The organism is Gordonia sp. NPDC003429 (assembly GCF_053588575.1).
Map to the genome: position 1 here is coordinate 56,489 of NZ_JBSFQF010000003.1, position 22,785 is coordinate 79,273.

The 22,785-nt window shown below is 67.1% G+C and carries 20 protein-coding genes; 7 read left to right on the forward strand and 13 right to left on the reverse strand.

What is annotated here, in order from left to right:
• Positions 1-11: 11 nt before the first annotated feature.
• Together ACWDSI_RS05570 and ACWDSI_RS05575 are read right to left on the reverse strand one after the other, a co-directional pair.
• Positions 12-1,448, reverse strand: coding sequence for a hypothetical protein (locus tag ACWDSI_RS05570; RefSeq protein ID WP_449755908.1), 1,437 nt, complete (start codon positions 1,446-1,448; stop codon positions 12-14).
• 188 nt (positions 1,449-1,636) lie between these two features.
• Complete coding sequence (locus ACWDSI_RS05575; RefSeq protein WP_449755909.1) at positions 1,637-1,891, reverse strand: hypothetical protein; 255 nt, start codon at positions 1,889-1,891, stop codon at positions 1,637-1,639.
• Positions 1,892-1,973: 82 nt separating this feature from the next.
• Between ACWDSI_RS05575 and ACWDSI_RS05580 the strand changes: the two genes are divergently transcribed.
• Positions 1,974-2,933: a GlxA family transcriptional regulator gene (locus ACWDSI_RS05580; protein WP_449747348.1), complete on the forward strand. Its 960-nt coding sequence runs from the start codon at positions 1,974-1,976 to the stop codon at positions 2,931-2,933.
• An 8-nt stretch (positions 2,934-2,941) separates the two neighbouring features.
• On the opposite strand, the gene ACWDSI_RS05585 is transcribed toward ACWDSI_RS05580, so the two are convergent.
• The 4 genes from ACWDSI_RS05585 to ACWDSI_RS05600 all read right to left on the reverse strand — a co-directional run bounded on the left by ACWDSI_RS05585 (position 2,942) and on the right by ACWDSI_RS05600 (position 5,104).
• Complete coding sequence (locus ACWDSI_RS05585) at positions 2,942-3,454, reverse strand: hypothetical protein (RefSeq protein ID WP_449755910.1); 513 nt, start codon at positions 3,452-3,454, stop codon at positions 2,942-2,944.
• 52 nt (positions 3,455-3,506) lie between these two features.
• Positions 3,507-3,986: a Dps family protein gene (locus tag ACWDSI_RS05590; RefSeq protein ID WP_449747346.1), complete on the reverse strand. Its 480-nt coding sequence runs from the start codon at positions 3,984-3,986 to the stop codon at positions 3,507-3,509.
• Positions 3,987-4,177: 191 nt separating this feature from the next.
• Positions 4,178-4,609 (reverse strand): organic hydroperoxide resistance protein, encoded by a 432-nt coding sequence (locus ACWDSI_RS05595; RefSeq protein ID WP_449755911.1) that lies wholly within the window; start codon positions 4,607-4,609, stop codon positions 4,178-4,180.
• Between the two features lie 51 nt (positions 4,610-4,660).
• Positions 4,661-5,104, reverse strand: coding sequence for a Fur family transcriptional regulator (locus ACWDSI_RS05600; protein ID WP_449747408.1), 444 nt, complete (start codon positions 5,102-5,104; stop codon positions 4,661-4,663).
• 168 nt (positions 5,105-5,272) lie between these two features.
• Here ACWDSI_RS05600 and ACWDSI_RS05605 point away from each other — a divergent pair, with 168 nt between their 5' ends.
• From ACWDSI_RS05605 to ACWDSI_RS05615, 3 genes are all read left to right on the forward strand, one after another.
• Complete coding sequence (locus ACWDSI_RS05605) at positions 5,273-7,063, forward strand: CocE/NonD family hydrolase (protein ID WP_449755912.1); 1,791 nt, start codon at positions 5,273-5,275, stop codon at positions 7,061-7,063.
• A 248-nt stretch (positions 7,064-7,311) separates the two neighbouring features.
• Complete coding sequence (locus ACWDSI_RS05610; protein ID WP_449756036.1) at positions 7,312-8,283, forward strand: isopenicillin N synthase family dioxygenase; 972 nt, start codon at positions 7,312-7,314, stop codon at positions 8,281-8,283.
• Positions 8,284-8,290: 7 nt separating this feature from the next.
• Positions 8,291-9,649, forward strand: coding sequence for an amidohydrolase family protein (locus ACWDSI_RS05615; RefSeq protein WP_449755913.1), 1,359 nt, complete (start codon positions 8,291-8,293; stop codon positions 9,647-9,649).
• 5 nt (positions 9,650-9,654) lie between these two features.
• On the opposite strand, the gene ACWDSI_RS05620 is transcribed toward ACWDSI_RS05615, so the two are convergent.
• Positions 9,655-10,329 (reverse strand): hypothetical protein, encoded by a 675-nt coding sequence (locus ACWDSI_RS05620; protein ID WP_449755914.1) that lies wholly within the window; start codon positions 10,327-10,329, stop codon positions 9,655-9,657.
• Between the two features lie 171 nt (positions 10,330-10,500).
• On the opposite strand from ACWDSI_RS05620, the gene ACWDSI_RS05625 reads away from it, so the two are divergent.
• On the forward strand, positions 10,501-12,225 hold the full coding sequence (locus ACWDSI_RS05625) for an APC family permease (RefSeq protein ID WP_449755915.1): 1,725 nt from the start codon (positions 10,501-10,503) through the stop codon (positions 12,223-12,225).
• A gap of 28 nt (positions 12,226-12,253) precedes the next feature.
• On the opposite strand, the gene ACWDSI_RS05630 is transcribed toward ACWDSI_RS05625, so the two are convergent.
• The 5 genes from ACWDSI_RS05630 to ACWDSI_RS05650 all read right to left on the reverse strand — a co-directional run bounded on the left by ACWDSI_RS05630 (position 12,254) and on the right by ACWDSI_RS05650 (position 18,611).
• Positions 12,254-13,705, reverse strand: coding sequence for a hypothetical protein (locus ACWDSI_RS05630; protein ID WP_449755916.1), 1,452 nt, complete (start codon positions 13,703-13,705; stop codon positions 12,254-12,256).
• Positions 13,706-13,826: 121 nt separating this feature from the next.
• Complete coding sequence (locus ACWDSI_RS05635; protein WP_449756037.1) at positions 13,827-15,053, reverse strand: lipase family protein; 1,227 nt, start codon at positions 15,051-15,053, stop codon at positions 13,827-13,829.
• Between the two features lie 180 nt (positions 15,054-15,233).
• Entirely contained in the window at positions 15,234-16,262 is a 1,029-nt protein-coding gene (locus tag ACWDSI_RS05640; protein ID WP_449755917.1) for a fused (3R)-hydroxyacyl-ACP dehydratase subunits HadA/HadB, read from the reverse strand.
• Between the two features lie 44 nt (positions 16,263-16,306).
• Positions 16,307-17,335 (reverse strand): aspartate-semialdehyde dehydrogenase, encoded by a 1,029-nt coding sequence (locus ACWDSI_RS05645; RefSeq protein ID WP_449755918.1) that lies wholly within the window; start codon positions 17,333-17,335, stop codon positions 16,307-16,309.
• A gap of 10 nt (positions 17,336-17,345) precedes the next feature.
• A complete protein-coding gene (locus ACWDSI_RS05650; RefSeq protein WP_449747337.1) occupies positions 17,346-18,611 on the reverse strand; it encodes an aspartate kinase in 1,266 nt (421 codons plus the stop codon).
• A 213-nt stretch (positions 18,612-18,824) separates the two neighbouring features.
• Between ACWDSI_RS05650 and ACWDSI_RS05655 the strand changes: the two genes are divergently transcribed.
• On the forward strand, positions 18,825-20,126 hold the full coding sequence (locus ACWDSI_RS05655; protein WP_449756038.1) for a hypothetical protein: 1,302 nt from the start codon (positions 18,825-18,827) through the stop codon (positions 20,124-20,126).
• 197 nt (positions 20,127-20,323) lie between these two features.
• Here the strand turns inward: ACWDSI_RS05655 and ACWDSI_RS05660 are convergent, their stop codons facing one another.
• Positions 20,324-21,031 carry a TetR/AcrR family transcriptional regulator gene (locus ACWDSI_RS05660; protein WP_449747336.1) on the reverse strand — a complete coding sequence of 236 codons (708 nt, stop codon included), beginning with the start codon at positions 21,029-21,031 and terminating at the stop codon, positions 20,324-20,326.
• A 209-nt stretch (positions 21,032-21,240) separates the two neighbouring features.
• Here ACWDSI_RS05660 and ACWDSI_RS05665 point away from each other — a divergent pair, with 209 nt between their 5' ends.
• On the forward strand, positions 21,241-22,776 hold the full coding sequence (locus tag ACWDSI_RS05665; RefSeq protein ID WP_449755919.1) for an MFS transporter: 1,536 nt from the start codon (positions 21,241-21,243) through the stop codon (positions 22,774-22,776).
• Positions 22,777-22,785: the final 9 nt, after the last annotated feature.

Genomic DNA, 22,785 nt, shown 5'->3' on the forward strand with positions numbered 1-22,785 from the left:
AGTCCACCCGATCACTGGTAGGAGACGAAGAAGGGCCGGGGTCTGACCAGCATCGTCTGCGCCGGAGTGAGGGTCGGCGTGTCCTCGGTGTAGAAGTTCTTCCACCCCATCACGACGCCGGGCGGCAGATCCAGCAGCAACCTGCGCCACGTGTCCATCTTGACCGACGGGATGCCGTGCCCGTCGGCGTGGATCACCGTCTGGAGCTCCGGGCGCCCGGTGATTATCTGTTGCCGATTGGCGAGCATGTCGGTGTCGAACTCGTGGAGGACGAAGAGCTTCTGGGGCAACCGATCGTTCCGCGTGAGTTCGGCGAGCCAGTCGCCGGTCCGGTTGACCTCACCCGCGCTCACCGACCCGATCTGGGTGAGGTGGACCTGGTCGGGCTTGAGTCGCCACTCCGGATCGAGCGCGAGCCCGACGTGCGGAAGCCGAAGGAACTCGGCGTATCTCTTGGCCTGCGTCAGGAAGTCCGTGCGGCCGGGCTGGAGATCGAGGGTCACGTAGATCCCGGCGCGCCCGGCGGCCTCCACCCACGGCCGTATCACCGCCGGGTCGATCATCGACGAATACGTCGCACCCGGCCCGGGCGACGCCGACGCCACGGTCACGATGATCTCGAACGCGGGCACCACCAGTTCGCGACTGACCCGTTGATAGCTTGCGGCGAGTGCTCGCACGCGCGCGATGGAGGCGCGCAGATCCTGGCGACCGAGCGGTCCCAGCGACGGCGACCCCGGCGAACCGTACAGCGCGACCATTCGCTTCCCGGGGACCACGAGCTGACCACCCCCGGGCACCTCGGGCAGCGACAGCGCTTCGCGTACCCGTTCGCGGAAGAGGTTGTCGTCACCGAACGCTGCACCCAGGGCGAGCACCGGGGCATGCGCGAGAGTCGCCGGGCGAAGCGCGCCGATCGACTCGCCGGTGGCGCGCGGATCGGGCACCGGAACCGGAATCACCGTGGCACCGACGGCTGCCGCGGTGGCCGATGTACTCGGGTCGGGTGTACCCGTGACGTAGACGAGCGGAGCCGGACCCGACGGGGCATCGTTGCCGATCACGTCGTCGAGCCCCGGCGTCGTGGTGATGGGCACGCCGGCCGATCCACCGCCGACCACGTGTACCGCCCGGGTGCCCAGTCGCCGAAGTTCCTGCTCGAGACGTCCTCGCCCGACGTCGTCGGTGGCGGCGGCGAACACCGGCACATGCCGCGCCCGCGCCACTGCGGTGACGCGGTCACGGTCTGCCGGTCGAGCACCCGCGGTCATCACGATCGCCTCGGCCGATCCGCGGAAGAGATGTGCGCTGAGCGTGATCGCCGGTGCGCCGGACCCTTCGAGCACGGTGGGCACCGACGACAAGGAGGCGAATTGTTGGGTCCCCGTCGATGTGCGCACCACCGTCGACGCGGTGGTCAACAAAGCGACCAGGGCTAGAGCCACCACGACACACACGATGCGCGCGCGGTGACCCACTCCCGCCCCCCTCCGCTCGCGGTGCCCGCTTCACCGTGCACCACTGCGAGACCGAGTACCACACGAAGACCATCGTGATGCGTGTCCCAACATAGCAATCGCACGGCCCGTGCCGACACGTCATCGAACACCTCGACGCCGCGCCCGGCGGTGGGTCATCACGGGGTGGGGGCGCTCGTCAGGCCATCACGCCGGTGGAGGGCCAGCACCCGCAGCTCCTGGCCGATCCGGTCGGCGTCGGGACCGCCGTGCTCGCCCAGAGACGGGGTGTCGAGACCCGATCCCGCGTGGTCGAACCCGAAGGGAATCGCGGGAAGGTCGCGATCCCAGTGCAGGTGGACCACCGCGTAGATCGCCGGCGTGACGACCAGCGCGAGAATGAGGCAGAGGACGATGTTCTGCGCGAGGTTCATGACAGAAATTATTTGCCCGAGCATATCCAGCCACCAGTGGCATCAATGACAACCATCGACAAATTTCTGCCATACTGGTCGGGTGCTCAGGAGTGTCGCCGTTCTGCTCTATTCCGAGGTCGCGCTCTTCGAGTTCGGGGTGATCAACGAGGTCTTCGGGCTCGATCGCACCGACGACGGTGTGCCCGCCTTCGACTTCCGGGTGTGCTCCATTCAGCCCGGCCGGCCACTGAGCATCGGCAACGGCGCGACGGTGATCGCCCCGCACGGACTCGACCGCTGCCTCGACGCCGACCTCGTCGCGGTGCCCGGTGGGAGCACGTCGGGCGAGTACCCCGGCGAGGTCCTCGATGCGCTGCGCGGTGCGGTGGCCAACGGGGCGCGCGTGCTCACCGTCTGTTCCGGAGCGTTCGTCGCGGCAGCCGCCGGACTCCTCGACGGGAGGCGCTGCACCACGCACTGGCGGTACGGCGAGAAGCTGGCGCGCATGTACCCGCGCGCGTCCGTCGACATCGACGTGCTGTTCGTCGACGACGGACCGGTCACCAGCAGCGCGGGCACCGCGGCGGGCATCGACGCGGCACTACACCTGGTACGGGAAGAATGCGGACACGAGGCGGCCAACCGGATCGCACGCCGGATGGTGGTTTCCCCGCACCGCGACGGCGGGCAACGCCAGTTCGTCGAGATGCCGATGCCGACATGCGAGTCCGACGGGTTCGCCGCGACGCTCACGTGGCTCATCGAGAACCTGGATCGCGAGATCCGGGTGGACGAGATGGCCGATCGCATGCACATGTCGGCACGCACGTTCGCGCGACGATTCGTCGACGAGGTCGGGGTCTCGCCGCACAAATGGCTTGTCGAGCAACGCGTCCTGCGCACCCGGGAATTGTTGGAGACCACTTCGTTACCGGTCGAGGAGGTGGCAGCGGCGGTCGGGTTTGGGTCGGCGACGCTGCTGCGCCATCACTTCAGTGCCGCGGTGGGCGTGTCACCGACCACCTATCGGCGGCGATTCGCGGCGTCGACCACCGACTGAACGCGTCACTAATCGTCGGTCGCAGTGGGGTCGGGCGCAGCGGGATCGGGCACAGCGGGGTCCGCGGTCTCGTCGGCGTTCTCGTACGACTCGTCGAAGGAAACCCGGGGCGTGGTCGCAAAGTGGAGCAGTGCCGCACCGGCGAAACCGAGCGCCGCGAGCGCGAAGAGAATGGCCACCACCACCGCGGCGACGTGCACCGTCGCGGTCAGCAGCCCGTCACCGCGGGTGGCGAGCGCACCCGCGGCGAAGAGAACCGCCGCGAGTAGCGCCCACACCGCGGCGCGGACACGCGGCGCCACCACCGAACTGTGGAACAGCCGCTGATAGAGCGTGACCTCGAATTCGTCGACGGCCGCGAGCCGCACCGCGTCGTCACCGGCAAGGGCACGCAAATCGCGCGCCAACTGCACACCGGAGCGCAACCGTTCGGGATCGCGCTCACGCGACCGCGTGTAGGCAATAACCGCGATGGTCGCCGCGAGCAGGCCCAAACCGGCCATCACACCCCAGTTATCCACGGGATCACACGCTACAACCCCGCCGCCGGCTGCCGGATCGGCGGCGTCGGGCTCAGGCGACCTGCGCCTGCCACATCCAGTGCAGTTGCTCGAGCTTCGAGGCGAAGCCGATGAGCAGGTCCTGGGTCACCGGGTCGGCCTCCTCGGTCAGCTCGATCCGGGTGCGCAGACCCGCGATGACCGCCTTGAGGTTGTCGACGATCGCCGCGACCACATCCGCATCCGAGGTCCAGCCGTCACCGAAACCCGTCGTCGCAGCGGTCTTGGCGACCGTCTCTGCGCGACCGTCGGGAGACACGCCGATCGCGGTGGCACGTTCGGCGGCGTCGTCGGTGAAGTCACGGCTCACCGTGACCAGTTCGTCGAGTTCGAGGTGAACCGACCGGAAGTTGCGGCCGACGACGTTCCAGTGCGCCTGCTTGGCGATCAGTGAGAGGTCGATCAGGTCGACCAGGGTTTCCTGCAACGCGCGGCCGGTCACGGCCTTCTGCTCGTCGGAGAGCGTGCTGGTGATGGGGGTGCTGATTGTCATGTGCTGACTCCTTCTTGTTGAGCGGATTCGTTGGTCGAGCTCGCTTCGCGCTGGTTGAGCTCGCTTCGCGCTGGTTGAGCTCGCTTCGCGCTGGTTGAGCTCGCTTCGCGCTGGTTGAGCTTTCCTCGCGCTGGTTGAGCTTTCCTCGCGCTGGTTGAGCTTTCCTCGCGCTGGTTGAGCTTGTCGAAACCTCACACCCGGACGGTGACGTTGTGGTCGATGTTGCCCTTGGTGGCCTTGGAGTAGGGGCAGAAGGCGTGCGCCCCCTGGGCGAGTTCGAGCGCCTTGGCCTCGTCGACGCCGGGGATGTACGACTCGATGTCGACGACCAGTCCGAAGCCGCCGTCGGCGGGGTCCTTGCCGATCCCCACGGTCACGGTGACGGTCGACTCGTCGGGAACCGGCGAGCCCGCGGACTTGGAGGTGGCACGCAGGGCGCCGAGGAAGCACGCGGCATATCCCGCCGAGAACAACTCCTCGGGATTGCTGCCCTCGCCACTGCCGCCGAGTTCGGTCGGCGGACGCATGTCGAGATCGATTCGGCCGGTGTCGGACACCACTTCGCCGTCTCGACCGCCGCCGGCGGCCTTGGATGAAATGCGATATGCCGGTTCGATTGCCATCACTGTCTCCTTCGTATTGTCTGCCTGCGCGAACCGCGGGCAGGGAACTCACTACTCGGCAACGTCAGGACCCGTTCGCGCCCGGCAGGCCGGGCACAGACCCCAGAAAATGACCTCGGCCTCGTCGACGAGATATCCGTGGTCGTCATCGGGCGCCAGACACGGCACCCGACCGACCGTGCAGTCGACGTCGACGATCTGCCCGCACGATCGACACACCAGGTGGTGGTGATTGTCTCCGGTTCGCGTTTCGTATCGCACCGGCGATCCTGCGGGTTCGATCTTGCGGAGCAACCCACGTTCGGTACATGCCCGCAAAACGTCGTACACGGTCTGTGTGGACACACCTCCGAGTTGCTCTCGCACGCCTCGTGCAACGAAATCGGCTGTCGAGTGCGGACTTTCGTGCAGGATCTCCAGAACCGCCAGACGGGGAGCGGTGACTCGCATGCCCGCTGCCCGCAAGCGGCGCTGAAATGTCCGGCCGTCCTGCATGATTTCCACGCTACTCCCTTTCTGGAATTAGTCCAGTTATTGGAACAGATCCAGCAAGTTCGGCTATCGGCGCAGGTCGGGCCGAATTCGGCCGTTCTCTCGTGCGGCAGGGCCGTGTCTGCCAAACTCCGACGGTCGGGAGCACGGGTCGGCCGAGAAGGAGATGGCATGCACAGATCGCTTCGATGGACACTGGCAGCGGTCGCCGCCGTTGTCGGTGCCGTGTCGTCGATGACCATCACCCCGGACGTCGCGGCAGCAGCGACGGGTTACTCGGTCGCCACCCTGCACTTCAAGGTCACCGGAACCTCCGCGGGCACCTGCGATGTGGTGGGCGACGTGTACCGGCCGGCCGGAGCGTCGGCATCGAACCAGGCACCGGCGATCCTCACCACCAACGGCTTCGCGGGCTCCAAGGACACCCAGGCCCCGTTCGCGAAGTTCTTCGCACAGCGCGGCTACGTGGTGCTCTCCTACTCCGGACTCGGCTTCGGTGGATCAGGGTGCAAAATCAGCTTCGATCGGCGCAACCCCGACGGCGTCACCGCCGCGCGCCTGGTCTCCTACCTCGGTGGCGCACCGGGAATCGCCTTCACCGACGCCGCACACACCGCACCCGCACCCCCGCTCACCATCGTGCAGCACGACCGGGTCGATCACCTGGGCGTGCCGCACCCCGACGACCCGCGCGTCGGCATGGTCGGCGGTTCCTACGGCGGTCAGATCCAGTTCGCGGCCGCCGCCGTCGACCCCCGCATCGACACGATCATGCCCATGATCACGTGGAACGATCTCTCGTATTCGTTGGCGCCCAACAACACCGATCGGGTCACCGGCGTCACCAGCGCACTGGCCGGCTCGGCCAAGATCAACTGGAACGCGTCGCTGGGAATCGGCGGAATCGCATCCGGCATCAAGTACGCCGATGTCGACCCCGCGCGGCTGATCGGCTGTCCCGACTACCCCGTGGAGATCTGTCAGGGATTCGCCGACATGATCACCACCGGTTCGATCAACCAGAATGTCGTCGACTACCTCAGAACGAGTTCGGTCTCGACTTATCTCTCCCGCATCCGGATTCCGACGCTGCTCATCCAGGGGCAGCAAGACACACTGTTCAACCTGAACGAGGCGGTGGCCACCTATCGCGGGCTCTCCGCACGCGGGGTGCCGGTGCGGATGATCTGGTACAGCGGAGGTCATTCCGGCAATCCCGCGCCCGGCGATCTCGACATCTCGGCGCCCGATCCCTACTCGGGCTACACGGTCCGCCGAATGGTCGACTGGGCCGATCACTACCTCAAGGACACCGATGCGGCAGTGGGCCCCCGGTTCGCCTGGTTCCGCGACTGGATCTCGTATCAGGGCAGCGCCACCCCCGCCTACGCCACCGCGGACGCCATCGACGTGAGCAGCCCGCGACGGTACGTGCTGTCGGGGACGTCGCTCTCGCCGGCCGGCGCGCCGGCCCTTCCGGCCACCGCGCGTTTCGTCACCGCGCCGCTGGGATTGCCCACCACACACGACAAGCCCGATTCCCTCGGGCTGATCTCGTTGCCGGAGAACGACATTCCCGGCACGTACGCACAGTGGGACACCGCGCCCCTCGACACCGGTGTCGTCGTGGTCGGGGCGCCGACGGTCACCGTCAAGGTGAATGCGCCGGTCGCGCCGAACGCACCGATCGGCGACAAGCTGGTGTTGTTCGGCCGCATCGTCGACGTCGACCCGGCGGGCGGTGCCACCACGGTGCGCAACCTCGTCGCCCCGGTGCGCATCCCCGACGTGAACCGACCGTTCACCATGACGATGCCTGCCTTCGTCCACCGCTTTGCCCCCGGGCATCGCATCCGGCTGCTCATCTCGGCAGGATCGACCAACTACCGCGGCTCGATGCCGTCGATACCCGTGTCGATCACGTCGGGTGACCGCCAGGTGCTGACACTCCCGACGACCTGACACCCGCATCGTTTCGCGTTCGAGTGGCGCGTCGGGGACACCTGCCGTAAGCTCGTCGCCACGAGGTCGCGTGTAACAGTGGGCAAGAGTCCCGGTGTTCGCGTCCGCGGGGCCCTTCTCTCCGGTCTCGCGTCGAAAAGCGCATGCGGTCTCATTTCGCAGAGAGAGATAGACCCATGATCGACACCAGCATTTCCGGCACTTCTGCCGCCCCTTCCGCCGACTCGGCACACGAGTCGGACTACGCGATGACCGAACTGAACCGGGAGGCCGCCATGGGTGGCCTGGGTACCGAGACCACCGACCGGGAGGTCCGCCGCATCAGCCTCGCCGACTTCGATCGCCGGCGCAGTGAGATCGCCGACGAACTCTGGTCCGCGGCAACCGATATCGGCTTCTTCCAGGTGGTCGACCACGGCATTGACCTGGCCGAGGTGGCACACGCCTTCGACATGTCGGCCAAGTTCTTCGCCCTCCCGCGCGAGGTGAAGGAGCAGTACCCGCTCAAGAAGGGGCAGAACGCCGGCTGGGAGTTCATGAGTCAGGTGCGGCCGTCGGTGGGCACCCCCGACCAGAAGGAGTCCTACCAGTTCACCCGTCCCCGCATGGAAGGTCTGTGGCCCAGCGAGGATGAACTGGCCGGATTCCGTTCCACCATCGAAGATTTCGAGCACAAGTGCTGGCAGATCGCGATGAACCTGCTCGGCTGCTTCGCGGAGAAACTCGGCCTCGACCGCGACTTCTTCACCCGGGCACACGATCCCGAGTCACCCACCTACCAGAGCACGCTGCGCCTGCTGCACTACTACGCGTTCCCCGACGAGATGCTCGACCAGGAGAACGTGTGGCGCGCCGGTGCGCACACCGACTTCGATGCGCTGACGCTGCTGTTCCAGCGCAGCGGGCAGGGCGGGCTGCAGGTGTTGCCGGGCGCCGAGGCGCAGGGCCAGGCATGGACGCCGGTCGAGCCGTCGGATGATGCGATCACCTGCAACATCGGCGACATGCTGATGCGGTGGAGCGATGACCGGTTGCCGTCGAACTTCCACCGGGTGCGCGCGCCGCGACGGGGTGAGTACAGCGGACCCCGCTACACCATCGCCTATTTCGCCCAGGCGAACACCGACGTGCTGATCGAGAGCGCGGCCGGCACCTACCCGCCGATCACCGCCGCCGACTACATCACCCAGCGCCTGTCGGCGAACTTCGACAAGAAGTGACCCACCGATGACAGCGGACCAGGTGCTGCCGGAGCGGCGGCCCACCACATTCAGTGATGTGACCGTTTACTCGGGCGGCACCTGGCTGCCGCATCGGGACGTACGGGTTGTCGACGGTGTTGTCACGGCCATCGACGCCACAGCCATCGACGCCGCCGGCTCCCCGGACGCCGGAAGCAGTGAAACTATCACTGCGACAGGCGGATTCCTGATTCCCGGCTTCGTCAACACACATACCCACCTGCAGCAATCGCTGATGCGGGGCATCGCCGAGTGCACCCCACTGCTCGAATGGTTGCTGGCCGTCGGCGAGGAGTCGGTGGCGATCACACCGGAGCGGGCCTACACCGCTGCGGTCGCCGCATGCCTGGAGATGCTGCGGTCGGGGACCACCACGGTGGTCGAGCACATGTGGCCACACCCGTCACCCGAGGTGCACGGCGCGGTGATCTCGGCCCTGCGCGACACCGGGATCCGCGCGGTCCTCGGACGTGGCGTGGCCGACCGGCCCGACGCCACTCGCAAGTGGGGATTCGAGCCGCGGCTGATGCAGCCGCTCGACGACGTACTCGACCACGTCGATCATCTCCGCGAGCAGGTGTCGGGTTCGGTGATCGACATCGCCCTGGCGGTACCCAACCCGCGTTCGCTCACCGAACCGGGCATGGTGAGGCTGCGCGAATTCGCCCAGGCCCGCGACATGTCGGTGTCGATCCATCTGCTCGAAACACCCACCGACGACCGGATGTGCCTCGAGCACGCCGGCGTCGGCGCGGTGGAGTACCTCGACGACAACGGTTTCCTGTGGAATCGCGTGCTGGCGGTGCATTGCGTGGAACTCGACGAGGTGGGCCAGCGCATCCTCGCCGAGCGCGGGGTGGCGGTGTCGCACAACCCGTTGTCCAACATGCGACTCGGCAGTGGTGTGGCGCCGATCCCGGCGATGCTCGATCGGGGACTCGGGGTAGGGCTCGGTGTCGACGGCGCGGCCAGCAACGACACCCAGGACATGCTCGAGACCTTCCGCATCGGCGCCTACCTGCAGCGCGCGGTACATCGTCGCGCCGATCTTCTCGGCTTCGGCGAGATGCTCGACATCGCTTGCGGCGGAGCCAATGTGGCGCTCGGGCTGCCGGAGGTGATCGGCGGGGTCAGCGTCGGTGGCCCGGCCGACCTCACCCTGATCCGGTTCGACCGTGACTACGCCACCCTGCCGGTCCGCGACCCGGGAGCATCGCTGCTCACCACCGGATCGCGGTCGATCGTCGACGTGGTGATGGTCGACGGCGAGGTGGTGATCGCCGACGGTCGCAGCACCCGCATCGACGAGGCCGCGTTCCTCAAGGAGATCGCCGCACGCTCCTGACGACGTCAGGTGCGGTTGCGCATCATCCGGCCGGGCCGGATGCGCGTGGACTCGGGCAGCCACCGATCCACCGAACGCCGTAACGTCATCACCGCTGCCACCACCAGCAGCGCTGCCTGCATCCAGCCGATGACGACGATCGCCGACCACAGCTCGTCGTAGCGGAACAGCAGGTCGAGGCCGATCGGGATGCACAGCACGTTGACCACCACCAGGGTGAGGAACACACTGCGGCTGCCGCGGCTGTGGTGTGTGGCAGTCGCCACGAGCGTGATGTACTCCACCACCAGAAACAGCACCGCCGCGATCAACATCGGTACCGGAAGGGTGTGCGCCAGGCTGTCGGCCTTCTCGGGCGTCAGCCGATTCGACGATGAGCCCTGTGCAGCACCCTGGAGAAGTCGCGCGCGCAGCAACTCCTCGATCTGACCCAGGTGCGCGAATCCGTAGACCACGCAGACCAGGCACGCGATGGCCGCCGCCCACCACACCACTCGCGCATGTGTCACCAGCGCCGCGGGCGGCGCACCTGGTTCCGACCGGGGACGGGGATACAACTCGGCTCGATCCCGATCGGTCGACGTGCGCCGCAGTTCCGCGAGATCCTCGGCGTCGAGCTCGGCTTGCGTCGGGCGGTGCTCGGAGTCCCCGGCGCCCGGGGCGGTCGACGGATCGGTCATATGCCCGATCCTGCCACGCGTGGGCGTCGGCGATATGCCCGATCTGCGCATTCGATGTCCGCTTTGACCATCCGTTTGCGAATTGCCAACCGCGCCTTGAAGAATCCGCTCCTACGTGAATTTCACGTTACCCTTCCCGGGCTGACCGATGACTGGTGCGTGCTGCGGTGTTTGACTGACGCCACGTCCACCGTCTGCTGTGTCGACGGCTTCCGCACCACACCCAAGGGGCTCCGCATGTCCGAGGTCATCGTCGAATCGTCTGCGGGCGAATCCACCCAGTTACGCCGTACCGTGGGCTTCTGGGGGCTGTCGTTCGTGTCACTCGGGTCCATCATCGGTTCTGGCTGGCTTCTCGGCGCACTCACCGCTGCATCCATCGCGGGCGGTGGCGGGTCGCTGATCTCATGGGTGCTCGCGGCGGTGATGCTCATGGTGCTGGCGCTGATCCACGCCGACCTCGGTGCTGCCTACCCCGTGGCCGGTGGCACTTCCCGGTACCCGCATTACGCCTTCGGCGGCTTCGCCGGATTCACGGCGGGCTGGACCACCTATCTGCAGGCCGTGGCGATCGCGCCCCTCGAAGTCGAGGCGTCCCTCAGTTACGTCAACTCGATCGGTGACGTCAGTAAGAACTTCCCACTGGTACACAGCGACGGCACGCTCACCGTCGCGGGCATCGTGATCGGCGTGATCGCGATGGGGATCTTCGCCTTCATCAACCTTGGCGGCGCAAAACTGTTGTCCGACAGCAACACCGGTATTGTCCTATGGAAGATCTTCGTTCCGGTGCTGACGATCGTCACCTTGATCGCACTCAACTTCCACATCTCCAACTTCACCGCGGGAGGTGGATTCGCCCCGTTCGGTTTCCACGGCATCTTCGCCGCACTCCCGGCAGGTGTGGTGTTTGCACTCCAGGGCTTCGAGCAGGCGACACAGATGGCCGGTGAGGCCAAGAACCCGCAGAAGGACGTCGCCAAGGCGATCATCCTGGCGATGGTCATCGGCGCCCTCGTCTACATCGGCCTCGAGATCGCGTTCGTGGGCGCGCTCAATCCGGCACAACTGGCCCAGAACGGTTGGGCAAACCCGATCGGGAAGGGCGATTACGGGCCCTACTACACGCTGGCCATCTCCGCCGGGGTCACCTGGCTGGCCGTCATCCTCATCATCGACGCCATCGTCTCACCCGGCGGTACCGGACTGATCTATGTCGGCACAACGGCGCGCATCTCCTACGCACTCGGCCTGCCATCCGCGATGACCAAGGTATCCAAGCGCGGAGTCCCGGTGTGGTCGATCATCGTGGCCACGGTGTTCGGCATCCTGTTCCTGCTTCCGGCGCCGAGCTGGCAGCAACTGGTGTCCGTGATCACCGGCGCCACCGCGATCATGTACGGTTTCGCACCGATATCGTTGGGCGCCTTACGCAAGGGCGACCCGGGCCGCACTCATCCCTACCGTCTGCCGGCACCACAGGTGATGCTGCCACTCGGCTTCATCTTCGCCAATCTGATCATCTACTGGGGTGGCTGGGACACCACGTGGAAACTGATCGTCGGCCTGCTGATCGGACAGGCGATCTTCGGACTGGCCGGCCTGGGCGGAGCCAAATCGGTCGATCTCTCGCGCGCGCGGTGGAGTTCGGGCATCTGGATGTGGGCATGGTTCGCCGGCATCCTCGTCATCAGCTATCTGGGCAACTACGGCGACCATTCCGCGAAGAAGCTGCCCGACGACTGGGACGCGCTGATCGTGGCGGTGTTCGCGCTGGTGTTGTACTACGTGGTGATCAACACCGTCCAGCAGCGCAGCGACATCGAGACCGAGGTGGCCGCCGACCTCGAACACGATGCGGGCATCGAGTTGCAGGCACCGTCGGGCATCGCGTAACCGCCTGCCGCCGTGTGCGACACGACGGTCAGCGGGCGACCTTGAGCATCCGGCCGATCGTGGCCTGCCACAGCGACCCATCCGGACCGATCGTGCCCGTCAGCTGAAGCGGTTCGTCTGCGGGCGCGACACCTACCTGTCGGTTCATCACCCGCCGTCCGGTGGCGAAGTCGATGGCAACGTAGAAGACGGGGCCGGTGTGCGCGATCGCGCCGGGCACGTAGGGTCCGTACCCGAGGGCGTGGATCAGTCCGTCGGCCCGGGACAGCTTGGGCAGCGACGCCAGGCGGTCGCTGCTCTCCCAGATCCGCCGGCAACCGTGCGCGCTCACGTCGATTCGGGTGGCGCCACCGGAGAAAGCTGCCCGGGCCGGCACACTCGGACCGTCGACGGCCTGCGGTGGGTACTCGTATCCGTAGGTACTCGGGATCACGAGGGAATCACCCCACGCCATCGGAGAGTTCTCGGTGCCCGGACCCGACGTTCCGAACGCCCTCATCCGGCAGACCTGCGACCCGTCCGCGCTGCGGTAGACGATCAGATTCGGCGGCTCCACGTTGTCCACGATGGCCACCCAACCATCCCCGCCCGGCCCGAAATATGTTGGCGTGGTGCCAGATCCCCAGGTGAGCTGCCCCGGCCGACGAGCCGGACCACGATCGTAGGCACGTCGCCAGACGATCTGTGGCGCACCATCGCCGCCGGTGCGCACCTCGTAGAGCGCATGCGTGGTGATCACCGAGACCCCACCCGCGCGCACCGACAGCCCGTTGCCCAGATCCTCGCCGCGCGGTAACCGGATCGTCCGGGCCCGGCCGGCATCATCGACGATGCCCACCACACCGTGGGTGGTGGCGAACCACACCTGGTTGCGTCCTGTTCCGCCGTGTGAGGGCCACGCCGGCGCCAGCGCCGTGATCCCGTCGCCGGCCGGCACCCACCGCGATACATCGATGCGTTGCGACACGAACAACCGCCACCCGGCGGCCGTGCGCCGATGTGCGACTCGCAGGACCGTGCCCGACGCGTCCCCGACCACCACCCGGTCCCGATCGTCGAGATAGCCGTACACGCCGCCGAGCAGGCCACGTCCCTTCGTTAGTGCCAGCCGCGCAAGGGGCGCGGCTGTCCGCGGATCGAACAGCGTCACAGTCGGGATCACCACCGCCGGGGGCGCGGTGCTGACGAACTGCGTACACAACGCCACCGGCATCCCGTCGCTGCCGAGAAAAGTCGCCGCACACGCCCCACCCGGCACCGACGACGCCGCGACGTGCGCGCCGGCGCCCGGACCCGGGTTCTGCGTGCTGTCGGTCGACCAGAGATCCCCGTGCATCAGCGATGTGCCCGCCGGTCCCAACCCGGTCGCCGGGCCCGGAGCGGGTGCCGCCGAATACGTGGTCCACGCACCGGGCGCGGCCGATACCGAGCCCGTTCCGACCAGCGCGCCCACTGCCGCGAGAAGTCCCGCCGTCACCATGATCAGCGTTGTTCGCGTCAGTCCCCGGCGGGGCCTCGGATTTGTCGGCATCGAACGAAGCAACCACATCCCCGCCCGACGGGCAACCATTGCGCGCCCGATGATTTCGGCCGACCCCCGATCAGCTGTTGAGATGTGTCAGCAAGAAGTTGGTCCCGGGCAGCAGTGTGGTGATCAACGGCAGGCCATGGTTGACCACCAGCCCCGGGAAGATCGGCGGGATGGTGTTGGTCACCATCGAGACGTCGGCGCCCTGTGCGCGCCAGTCCCGGTAGAGTTGCGCGACCTGCCCGTAGGGGATGACGTCGTCGTTGATCCCACCCTCGAGCAGCACCGGAGCCGTGGGGCGCAGTCGCCCGATCCGCTGGTCGTCGACGATCTTGGCGACGGCCGGATACCGCTTGATCACCGCGGACAGCGGCTGTCCCGACCGCGTCCACGAGCTGGTGCGCTGGAATCCGAAGGTCAGACCGGTGTCACCGATGCACTGAGTGGACAGTTGCCGCAGCGCCCCACGGCCACGCGCGTTGGTTTCCTTGTCGATCACCGTGGCGAGTGCGGGGTAGCGGGCCTCGAGACCGTTGATGGCATAGCCGATCCCACCCACGATGAAGGTGCCGTCGATCTGATCGATGACCTTGGTCAGGTCGGCCGGGGGTGCCCCGGCGTACGCGGCCTTGACGTTGAGTTCGGGGGCATACGTCGGGGCGAGTTCCACCGCCGACGCCGATGCGCCGCCGCCCTGCGAATACCCGGAGAACGCCACCGGCGAGTTCTGCGGAACCTTGGCGACGCGCAGCGCCGCACGCGCCGCATCGATCATCGCCTGCCCGGATTCGAGCCGGTTGACGTAGGTGTGGACACCCGGCGTGCCCATGCCGATGTAGTCGGTGATCGCCACGCGCACACCGTTGATCAGCAGCAGGTTCATCTCCAGACCGCTGTAGTTCAACGCGATGCTCGGTTTGGCGGGATCGATCGCCATCGGGAAACTCATCAGTTTGGAACCGGCGCACTGGTCGCCCTGACCGACGGTGCCCGGGCCGATCACCACCGTGGGCCGCGGTCCCTTTCCGCGCCACGGCGCAGTGGGTTCGACGACGGTGCCGGTCACCGCTGCGGGCTTTCCGTCCTGGTAGCGCGAGGTGTACATGATGCGCGTGGCGGTGCCCGGCCACTGATTCGGCAGGCCCGGTATCTGCAGCAACAGCGGACTCGGCTCGCTGCGGATCACCGCACCGGGTGTCTCGGCGAACCGGGCGGGCGGCGTGTAGAAGTCGGCGGCATGCGCAGGCGCCGCCACCGCGGTCGTCGCGCTCACTGCGGCGACGAAGGTCGCCGCAGCCAACGTCAGCCGACGTCGCGTCAAGAAGAAGGACAGGACAGATTTCAAACCCCGACAGTTATCCATAGGTCCGTAACCTACCCCACAGTAGGCGAGTTACGTGAGGGGCATCTCAGCAATGGGTGGTGTTACGGTTCGCGATCCGGATCAAGCCATCCACCAGAATGAACTGCGTAGCGTCGGTCAGCTGAACCGAATGGTCGCGGTGGCCAGACCGAAGATCTTGCGTCCCAACGACTTTGCGCCCACGATGAGGACGCCGGTGCGCGTCTCCGGGTCGAGGGACTTGATCTTGCCGGTGTACTCGATGTCGCCGCCGGCGGCGGGGACCACCGCGGGTGAGGACAACCGCACCGCGAGACGGGTCAGCGCGCCCGGATCGCCCGACCACGCGGACACGTAGCCTGCGGCCAGTCCCATCGTGAGCATCCCGTGCGCGATCACGTCGGGCAGGCCGGCGAGCTTGGCGATCGGCTCGTCCCAGTGGATGGGGTTGCCATCGCCGGACACACCGGCATAGTTGACCAGATCACCACGCGAGATGCGCGCGTCGTACAGCGGCACCACGTCGCCGACGGCCACGTCCTCGAAGCGTGGGGTGCCAGGTGTCCGCTCGGTACCGACAGCGGAGATCCGTTGCAGCCCTTCGGGTCGCACCGTCTTGTGGTACTCCTCGTCGAGGATGTCCTTGGAAGGCACACTCACGTCGTGCACCATGATGGCGCGCGCGGCGGCAGTCATGGCCGGGTCGACGTCGTCGCCCCCGACTCCCACGACGGTGGTGTGCATGGAGTGCACGGTCTCGCCTGCGGCGTCGGTGAATGTGTTGGTGATGGTGAACATGTCGCGCCCGGCGATGCGCCGCACACCGGTCAGTTCGACGTCGGTACTCAGTTCGTCGCCGACGACGATCGGCCGGTGCTGCTCGAAGACCTGCTCGGTCTGCACAAATGTCTCGTAGCCGACGACGATCGTCTCGAGAAGCTGCCGGTTGGCCGTCATCGCCGGGATCGCGGTGAACGTGAGCGGCGCCACCAAACCCGAATAGCCCAGAACCGCAGCGGCGGCCTCGTTCTTGTGGGCCGGATGCCGATCCTGCACCGCGCGGGCGTACTCACGGACTTTCTCGCGCCCCACCACGTAGGTGTCGTCGACGCGGTAATAGTGGCCGAGTCGGTCGGCCAGCGCCGGGGAGTCAGTGGGCGTGGACATTGGGCATCACCTATCGGAGGGGGTCGCAGAGAAGGGGTCGAAGGTCAGGAGACGAGGAGTTCGGCGATCTGAATGGTGTTGAGTGCCGCTCCCTTTCGGAGATTGTCACCGGAGACGAAGAGTGCGAGTCCACGACCGTCCGGCACACCGGGATCCTGCCGGATACGGCCCACCAGCGATTCGTCACGACCGGCGGCGGCCAACGGCGTCGGCACGTCGGCCAGCGCGACACCGGGCGCCCCGGACAGGATCTCGGTGGCGTCGGCGACCGAAAGCGGTTGCGCGAACTCGGCATTGAGGGACAGCGAGTGACCGGTGAATACCGGAACCCGCACGCAGGTACCGCTCACCAACAGGTCGGGCACACCCAGGATCTTGCGCGATTCGTTGCGCAGCTTCTGATCTTCGTCGGTCTCACCCGACCCGTCGTCCACCAGCGAACCGGCCAGCGCGATCACGTCGAACGCGATGGGCGCGACATACTTGTTCGGCGCCGGAAAGCTCACCGCCGACCCGTCGTAGACGAGCTTCTCCACGTCGTCGATCACCGCCCGCGCCTGGCCGGCGAGCTCCTCGACACCGGCCAGTCCGCTACCGGAAACCGCTTGATACGACGAGACGATCAGGCGCTGCAGACCGGCCGCGTCGTGCAGCGGCTTGAGTACCGGCATCGCGGCCATCGTGGTGCAGTTCGGATTGGCGATGATCCCCTTCGGCGGATTCTGGGCCAACTCGCCGTTGACCTCCGAAACCACCAGCGGCACATCGGGATCCTTGCGCCACGCCGACGAGTTGTCGATCACCGTGACACCCGCGGCGGCAAAGCGCGGTGCCTGCTCGCGCGACATCGTGCCGCCCGCCGAGAACAGGGCGATGTCGAGTCCGGTGGGGTCGGCGGTCGCCGCGTCCTCCACCACGATCTCGCCATCTCCCCACGGCAGTCTTCGGCCGGCCGAGCGCGGCGACGCGAAGAACCGGATCTCGTCGGCAGGAAACTTCCGCTCCGCCAACAGGGTTCGCATCACCCCACCGACCTGACCGGTCGCACCCACTACTCCGATACGTGCTCCCATCACACTCCCCCTATCGACCGGTGCCGGCATAGACGACGGCTTCCTCGTCGCCACCGAGATCGAACGCGGTGTGCAGCGCGCGCACCGCGTCGTCGAGCTCGGTGTCACGGCACAGCACCGAGATCCGGATCTCCGAGGTGGAGATCAGTTCGATGTTGATCCCGGCGTCGGAGAGCGCCTCGCAGAATGTGGCGGTGACGCCGGGATGGCTCTTCATGCCCGCGCCCACCAGCGACACCTTGCCGATGTGATCGTCGTAAAGCAGTTCGGTGAAACCGATTTCGTGCTGGAGCCGGGTCAGCTTCTCCACGCCGGTCGGCCCGAGTTCGCGCGGCAGCGTGAACGTGATGTCGGTCTTGCCGGTGTCCACCTTCGAGATGTTCTGCAACACCATGTCGATGTTGATCTCGGCATCGGCGACGGCGCGGAACACCTTGGCCGCGTAGCCGGGCTTGTCGTCGAGTCCGACCACGGTGATCTTGGCCTCGCTGCGATCATGTGCCACACCGGTCAGAATGGCTTCTTCCACGGGAATGTCCTCCATCGAACCGGCCACCAGGGTGCCGGGTTTGGTCGAGTACGACGAGCGCACGTGAACCGGAACGTTGTATCGGCGGGCGTATTCCACGCACCGCAGCATCAAGACCTTGGCGCCGCAGGCGGCCATCTCCAGCATTTCCTCGAAGGAAACCGTCTCCAGCCGGCGGGCGTCGGGCACGATCCGCGGGTCGGCGGTGTACACGCCGTCGACATCGGTGTAGATCTCGCACACATCGGCCTTGAGCGCCGCGGCGAGGGCCACCGCGGTGGTGTCGGAGCCGCCGCGCCCCAGCGTGGTGATGTCCTTGGTGTCCTGCGCGACACCCTGGAATCCGGCGACCAGCACGATGTTGCCCTCGTCGAGTGCGGCACGCACCCGCCCGGGCGTCACATCGATGATCTTGGCCTTGCCGTGGCTGCTGGTGGTGATCACACCGGCCTGCGAACCGGTGAACGACTGCGCTCGCGCACCAAGTGAGCTGATCGCCATCGCGACGAGCGCATTGGAGATCCGCTCCCCGGACGTGAGCAACATGTCCATCTCGCGGTCCGGCGGTGCGGGGTTGACCTGATGGGCGAGGTCGAGCAGTTCGTCGGTGGTGTCGCCCATGGCCGAGACCACCACGACCACGTCGTTGCCCTGCTTCTTGGTCTCGACGATGCGCTCGGCGACACGGCGGATGCGCTCGGCCGTTGCGACCGAGGATCCACCGTACTTCTGCACGACGAGTGCCACGTTCGACTACCTCCAGGCGTTGGGTCGGATCGGGATTACTGATCTGTCTGCCGCAACAACCTTACCGGCGCCACCGTCGGCCGACCGATCCGCGGTGCCCCCGACCTGCAGCGGTCCCCTACCATCGCTTTCGTGTCCAGTGATACCGGCGCGCGCGCCACGCGACCGCGACGCCAACCCGGGTCGCCATCGCGCGAGTCGACCGCACCGGCGCTGTCGGGACAGAACGGCAGGGCCCAGGACGAGAAGAGCCACCGGTCGCGGTCCGCACGGTCCGGCCCCGACGCCGATGCGCCGCGTCGCTCGGCCCGCGACGCGGGGTCGGCGACGGGGAGTGTTCCCGATTGGGTCCTCGCGGTCGGGGTGTTTCTGGTCATCCGCCTGGTCGGCGTCCTCGTGCTGTGGCGTTTCACCGCATTGCGCGACACCACGCTCGGCCGCGCACTGACGGTGTGGGACGGCAAGTGGATGCTCGCCATCGCCGAGCACGGTTACGCCGACATCCCGTTCGACCTCACCGATGCCCGTGGGCTGCACACCGCCGACACCGCCTACGCGTTCTTTCCCGGCTACCCGTATCTCGTCGGTGCGCTGGCGCGGCTTCCGCTGGTGAGTCCGTTCGGTGCGGCGCTCACCCTGAGCCTGCTGTTCGGCTGCCTGGCCGCCGCCGGCACCGCCCGGCTGGGCGCCCGGTCGGTGCGTCTGATGGCCCACCGATCGCCACTCGTTCGCGACCTCGACGTCGCCCCCCGGCGTGTCGGACTGTTTCTGGTGGCGATCTTCGCCGCCACCCCCATGTCGGTGGTACTCAACATGGCCTACACCGAGGCGATGTTCTGTGCGTTGGCGGTCTGGGCGCTGGTCGGGGTCCTGGAGCGTCGCTGGCTGCTGGCCGGGGTGGCCGCACTCGTGGCCGGCGCCGTCCGGCCGACCGCGATCGTGGTGATCACTGTCGTCGTCGCGGCGGCCATCGTGGCGTTGGTGACGGATCCGGCGACGCGTTCGCTCCGTGGCGAGGGCGCACGGATCTGGGCGGCGATCGTGCTCAGTCCGCTCGGGTATCTCGGCTACCTTGCCGTCGTCTGGGCGCACACCGGATCACCCACCGGCTGGTTCCGCATCCAGACCGAAGGCTGGGACACCCGGTTCGACGGTGGGGCGGTCACGTTCAATTTCGTCAACGACTCGCTGGTCAACTCCGGCGAGGTGGCTCCGGTGGCCACCGCCTGGATCATCATCGCCACGGTGGTGTTGGTGATGGTCGCCGTCTGGTCGCGGCTGCCGTGGCCGGTGCTTCTCTACGGCACGCTGGTGGTGGCGTCGATCCTGCTCTCGAGTGGCCTCATGATCAGCCGCGCCCGACTTCTGCTGCCCGCATTCGTGCTGCTGCTCCCGCTGGCGATCGTGCTGGCGCGGTGGCGGACGTCGGCGGCCATGGCCGTGGTGATTCCAATGGTCATCGGCTCCGCCTGGTTCGGCGCACACATGCTCACGGTGTACCCGCACGCCATGTGAGACCCGACCATCCGCGGGCACGCTCAACCAAAATCTGGGCACGCTCGACCCAGATCCGGGCACGCTCAACGAGAATCCGGGCACGCTCGACCCAGATCTGGGCACGCTCGACCCAGATCTGGGCACGCTCGACCCAGATCTGGGCACGCTCGACCGGGATCTGGGCACGCTCGACCGCTCGCGGCAGTCCCCGACCGTCACGTTTCGGTGGTCGTCGCGCCCGCGCTCGCCTCGAAACCGGCACACAGATAGGCGACGCCGGCATCGAGTCCGACCCGGGGGTCGGCGAGCTGCGCCACCCCACCCCGTCGGGCCAGCGCGGCGAGAATGGGCAGTTGCGCAAGCCGCGGGTCCGACGCCGCATCCTCGCCACCGTCGAGAAGGTCGGCGACACCACCGGTGACGTCGGGGGACGCCTCGGCTCGCAACAACTGCTCGCTCACCGTGATCAGCGCGACACCGTTGATGAAGTTCCAGAGGGTGAGCACCATCTCCACCGCGCGGGCGCCGTCGACGCCGAGTTCGGTGAATCCCTCGGCAAGCCACTCGAGACCCTCGAGACAATCGGCCCCGAGGCCGTACCGCGGCACCGAGTACGCCAGAACCACCCACGGATGATGCTGGTAGAGCTCCCAGTCGATGTCGACGGCAACGGCCACCCGCTCCCGCCAGGTCCGCGACACCCCGTCGCGGACCGGATACGGATATCTGCGACCGATCTCGACGACCATCGCCTGGAGCAGGGCGTCCTTGTCGGAGACATGGCGGTACAGCGACATCGCCCCGACCCCGAGTTCGTCGGCGATCCGACGCATCGACAACGCGTCGAGCCCATCGCGAGCGGCCACGTCGATGGCCGCGTCGACGATGGCCGACGCGGTCAACTTGGCCGTTTGCGTGGTCAAACGCCATCACTCCCGAGAAACGTGGCCTGGATCAGGACGTACGTCCGGAATAAAGCTCTTGCGTACAGCGTACTCACTTCCGTACCGTCGAATGGCGTACGGCGTACGCGCCGCATTCGCCCGACCACCGAAACCCCGACCACCGAAACACAGTCACCGCAGCACGTCCATCACCAAACCGAAGCACGTCCACCAAGGAGTCAGTCATCATGTCCGTCGCCGTCCGGCCGTCCGATCAGCGCACCCGGGACCACTCGGCCGCCGATCGACGCGCCTGGTGGGGACTGGCGGTGCTCACCCTCCCCGTGTTGCTGGTCTCGATGGACTTCTCCGTCCTCTACCTCGCGATTCCGTCGATCACCAACGCGCTGGACCCCAGCGCCACCCAGCAGCTCTGGATCCTCGACATCTACGGCTTCCTGATCGCGGGCCTGTTGATCACGATGGGCAATGTCGGCGACCGGATCGGCAGGCGCCGCATCCTGCTGGCCGGTGCGGCCATCTTCGGTATCGCCTCGGTGATCGCCGCGTTCGCCCCCACCGCGGGCGTGCTGATCGCCGCGCGGGCACTGATGGGCATCGGTGGTGCCACCCTGATGCCGTCGAGCCTCTCGCTCATCGCGAACATGTTCCCCGACGCCCGCGCACGCGGCCGCGCAATCGGTGTGTGGACCGCGTCGTTTGCCGGCGGATCGGCGATCGGCCCGGTGGTCGGCGGGGTTCTGCTGCACCACTTCTGGTGGGGCGTGGTGTTCCTCATCAACGTGCCGGTGCTCGCCGTGCTGTTCGCGCTGGCACCGCGTCTGGTGCCCGAATACCGCACCGGTAGCGGCGACCCGTTCGACTTCCTCGGCGTGGCGCTGTCGATGCTGGCCATCCTGCCGGTGGTGTACGCGGTCAAGACGCTGGCCGCTGAGGGAGTGCACGGCCCGGTGATCGCGCTCGGCGCGTTCGGGATGCTGATGTTCGTGCTGTTCCTGCGCCACGAACGGCGCGCCGCCCACCCGCTGCTCGACCTGCAGTTGTTCGGCAACGTGGTGTTCAGCGCGTCGATCGCAGTGGCACTGGTGGGGATGATGGCGCTCGGCGGCATGTCGTACCTGACCGGCGTCTACCTGCAATCGGTGCGCGGGTTCGACGTGTTGACGGCGGCGCTGGCCGGACTTCCGATGGCCGTGGCCGTGGCGGTGTTCTCCATCGGCGCCACCCGGGTGGCCGCACTCATCGGCGCACGCACCGCATTCGTCGGGTCACTCGTCCTCGCGGCGGTCGGCAACGTCGGATTGCTGTGGCTGTCGATGACGAGTCCAATCTGGATCTATCTGGTGTTCACGTCGATCGCGGGCATCGGCTACGGCATCCAGTTCAGTCTGGTGTCCGACGTCGTGGTCGGATCGGTACCGCCGGAGCGTTCCGGCGCGGCGTCGGGCATCTCGGAGACGAGCTTCGAACTCGGCACCGCGCTCGGCCTGGCGCTGCTCGGATCGCTGGCCACGCTGGTGTTCCGCGAGCACACCAACGGCTGGGCGTTCGGCGACACCCTCGGCGACACGCTGCACACGGCCGACGGAATGGGCGCCACCGGAGCACCGCTGGCCGATGCCGCGAAGTCGGCTTTCGTCGACGGCATCCATGCCGCCTCACTCGCATCGGTCATCGCTCTCACCGTGCTGTCGGTGGTCCTGGCTGTGGTGATGCGCACACCCCGCGCCTCCGTGCGCGAGGACATCATCGACCCGCAGTAGCGTCGTTTT

Coding starts and splice junctions, on each gene's coding strand:
- ACWDSI_RS05665 (WP_449755919.1), top strand. CDS start 21,241: ATGTCCGTCGCCGTCCGGCCGTCCGATCAGCGCACCCGGGACCACTCG.
- ACWDSI_RS05595 (WP_449755911.1), bottom strand. CDS start 4,609: ATGGCAATCGAACCGGCATATCGCATTTCATCCAAGGCCGCCGGCGGC.
- ACWDSI_RS05590 (WP_449747346.1), bottom strand. CDS start 3,986: ATGACAATCAGCACCCCCATCACCAGCACGCTCTCCGACGAGCAGAAG.
- ACWDSI_RS05615 (WP_449755913.1), top strand. CDS start 8,291: ATGACAGCGGACCAGGTGCTGCCGGAGCGGCGGCCCACCACATTCAGT.
- ACWDSI_RS05640 (WP_449755917.1), bottom strand. CDS start 16,262: ATGTCCACGCCCACTGACTCCCCGGCGCTGGCCGACCGACTCGGCCAC.
- ACWDSI_RS05620 (WP_449755914.1), bottom strand. CDS start 10,329: ATGACCGATCCGTCGACCGCCCCGGGCGCCGGGGACTCCGAGCACCGC.
- ACWDSI_RS05630 (WP_449755916.1), bottom strand. CDS start 13,705: ATGGTGACGGCGGGACTTCTCGCGGCAGTGGGCGCGCTGGTCGGAACG.
- ACWDSI_RS05605 (WP_449755912.1), top strand. CDS start 5,273: ATGCACAGATCGCTTCGATGGACACTGGCAGCGGTCGCCGCCGTTGTC.
- ACWDSI_RS05645 (WP_449755918.1), bottom strand. CDS start 17,335: ATGGGAGCACGTATCGGAGTAGTGGGTGCGACCGGTCAGGTCGGTGGG.
- ACWDSI_RS05600 (WP_449747408.1), bottom strand. CDS start 5,104: ATGCAGGACGGCCGGACATTTCAGCGCCGCTTGCGGGCAGCGGGCATG.
- ACWDSI_RS05575 (WP_449755909.1), bottom strand. CDS start 1,891: ATGAACCTCGCGCAGAACATCGTCCTCTGCCTCATTCTCGCGCTGGTC.
- ACWDSI_RS05610 (WP_449756036.1), top strand. CDS start 7,312: ATGACCGAACTGAACCGGGAGGCCGCCATGGGTGGCCTGGGTACCGAG.